We start from the raw sequence: 1,760 nt of genomic DNA, 5'->3' as shown, positions 1-1,760 counted from the left end.
GCCCTCGGCGCTGACGTCGAAGACGCGCTTGCCGGCGGCGCTCCAGTAGTTCTCCACCATCTTCAGCGTGACGTCGTAGGTGCCGTTGGCCACCGGGATGCTGTAGCCGCTCATGCCGTAGCGCACGTCCTTGTACAGGGCGGTGTCGCTGGTGCCGGTGACGGTGCTCAGGGTGGAGGTGTTCCCGCCGGTGGCGTACTGGTCGGCGCTGTAGCCGGTGCCCGAGGCGGTCAGGGCCTTGCCTCCCGCGTTGATGGCGACGGTCGAGGCCGTGGCGGCGGAGGCGGGCACGCACACGGCGGCGGACCCGGCCAGGGCGGCGGTGGCCACGGCGGTGGCGATCGTGCGGGAGAAGCGCATCAGAATCTCATTTCTTCGGGAAGTGTTTCGACACCTTTGTTCTCGGTCCCCGGCGTGGAGCCTTGAGGGGAGGGGAGAGCACTTCCCTGGAAATCATGAGAAAAATACGGAGCGTCGCCCGCCGGGGATCCTCGATCCCCGCGCGGCTGCTCTGATCGGGTGAGATCATGACGGGCAGTGACGATCGGACGATCACGCGGCGATCCGATCGTCCGGCCCCGCTGGTCCATCAGGGGGTGGGAGTGCGCAGCAGCCCCCGCCGCACCCCCGTCGCCCTGTAACTTCGGGGCAGCCGTTCACGATGAGGAGAAGACCGTTGTCGGAAGCAGGACCCACCGCCCCCGAGGCCGAGGACCGGCCGGGGGTGGGGCGAGGAGAGCCCGTGCTGCCCACCACCGCCGTGGTGATGAGCACCTACGGCCGGCGCGACGCGCTGCCGCGCATCCTGCCCGCCCTGCTCGAGCAGGACGCCACCGAGTACGTCCTCGTCGTCAACGGCTCGCGGGACGGCTCGCTCGAGCTCCTGCGGGAGGCGACGGCGGGGGACGACCGCGTGCAGGTCCTCTTCCTGGAGAACAAGGGCCTGACCAACGCCCAGTGGGTCGCGGCCCAGACGGCCACCTCGGACGTCGTCCTCTTCGTCGACGACGACGTCCTCCTCCACCCCGGCCTGGTGCGCGGGCACGCCCTGCGGCACGCCGAGGCGCCGAGGCGCGTGGTCGTGGGTTTCATGCCGACCCGCGTGCCCGAGCGGCCCGGCCCGCGCAGCTTCACGACCCGGCTCTACGCCCAGGAGTACCTCGGTGTGGTCGGCAAGTGGGAGCGCGACCCGGCGTCGGTCCTGCCCAACCTGTGGATGGGCAACGTCTCCTTCCGGCGCGAGGACTACCTCGGCCTGCAGGCGCACCTGGGGGCTCCGGGGCTGCGGTACCACCAGGACAAGCACCTGGGGGTGGTGGCTCAGCGCGCGGGCCTCGAGGCCGTCTTCGACCGCACCCTGCGTGCCGACCACGTCCACGAGCGATCGCTGGAGGCCTTCCTGGAGCAGGCCAGGCGGCAGGGCTGGGACCAGCGCCTCATCCACGAGCTGCACCCCGACGTGCTGGGTCCGTACGACCCGGCCCGCTTCGAGGCGGGCCTGGCGCGGCCCGTGCGTGCACTCCTGTCCGCCACCACGGCCGAGCCCGTCCGGCGCCCGGTCGTGGCGGCGCTGTCCGCAGCCGTCGGGGTCACCGGGCGCACCGGGCGCTACGGGGTGCAGACGAACATCGCCAAGCTGCTGCGGCGCATCGAGACGCAGCACGGAGCCCGCAGCTACCCGAACGGCTGACCCGGGCGTCGCTGCCCGGTGCAGTGGCGCCACCACGCAGCGCGACCCCCTAGCCGGTGGCGAGGGGGTC

The 1,760-nt window shown here is 71.9% G+C and carries 2 protein-coding genes; one reads left to right on the top strand and one right to left on the bottom strand.

All coding sequences use genetic code 11. The annotated features are described in order from the left end of the window. The coding region (locus ACRYR9_RS19640) for a malectin domain-containing carbohydrate-binding protein (protein ID WP_432540220.1) at positions 1–360 on the bottom strand (360 nt) is incomplete at its 3' end. Positions 361–742: 382 nt separating this feature from the next. On the opposite strand from ACRYR9_RS19640, the gene ACRYR9_RS19635 reads away from it, so the two are divergent. Then, a complete protein-coding gene (locus tag ACRYR9_RS19635) occupies positions 743–1,690 on the top strand; it encodes a glycosyltransferase family 2 protein (protein WP_432499115.1) in 948 nt (315 codons plus the stop codon). Positions 1,691–1,760: the final 70 nt, after the last annotated feature.

The organism is Kineococcus auxinigenes, from assembly GCF_050871525.1.
GTDB lineage: Bacteria > Actinomycetota > Actinomycetes > Actinomycetales > Kineococcaceae > Kineococcus.
This window is presented reverse-complemented; position numbering and strand designations above follow the sequence as displayed.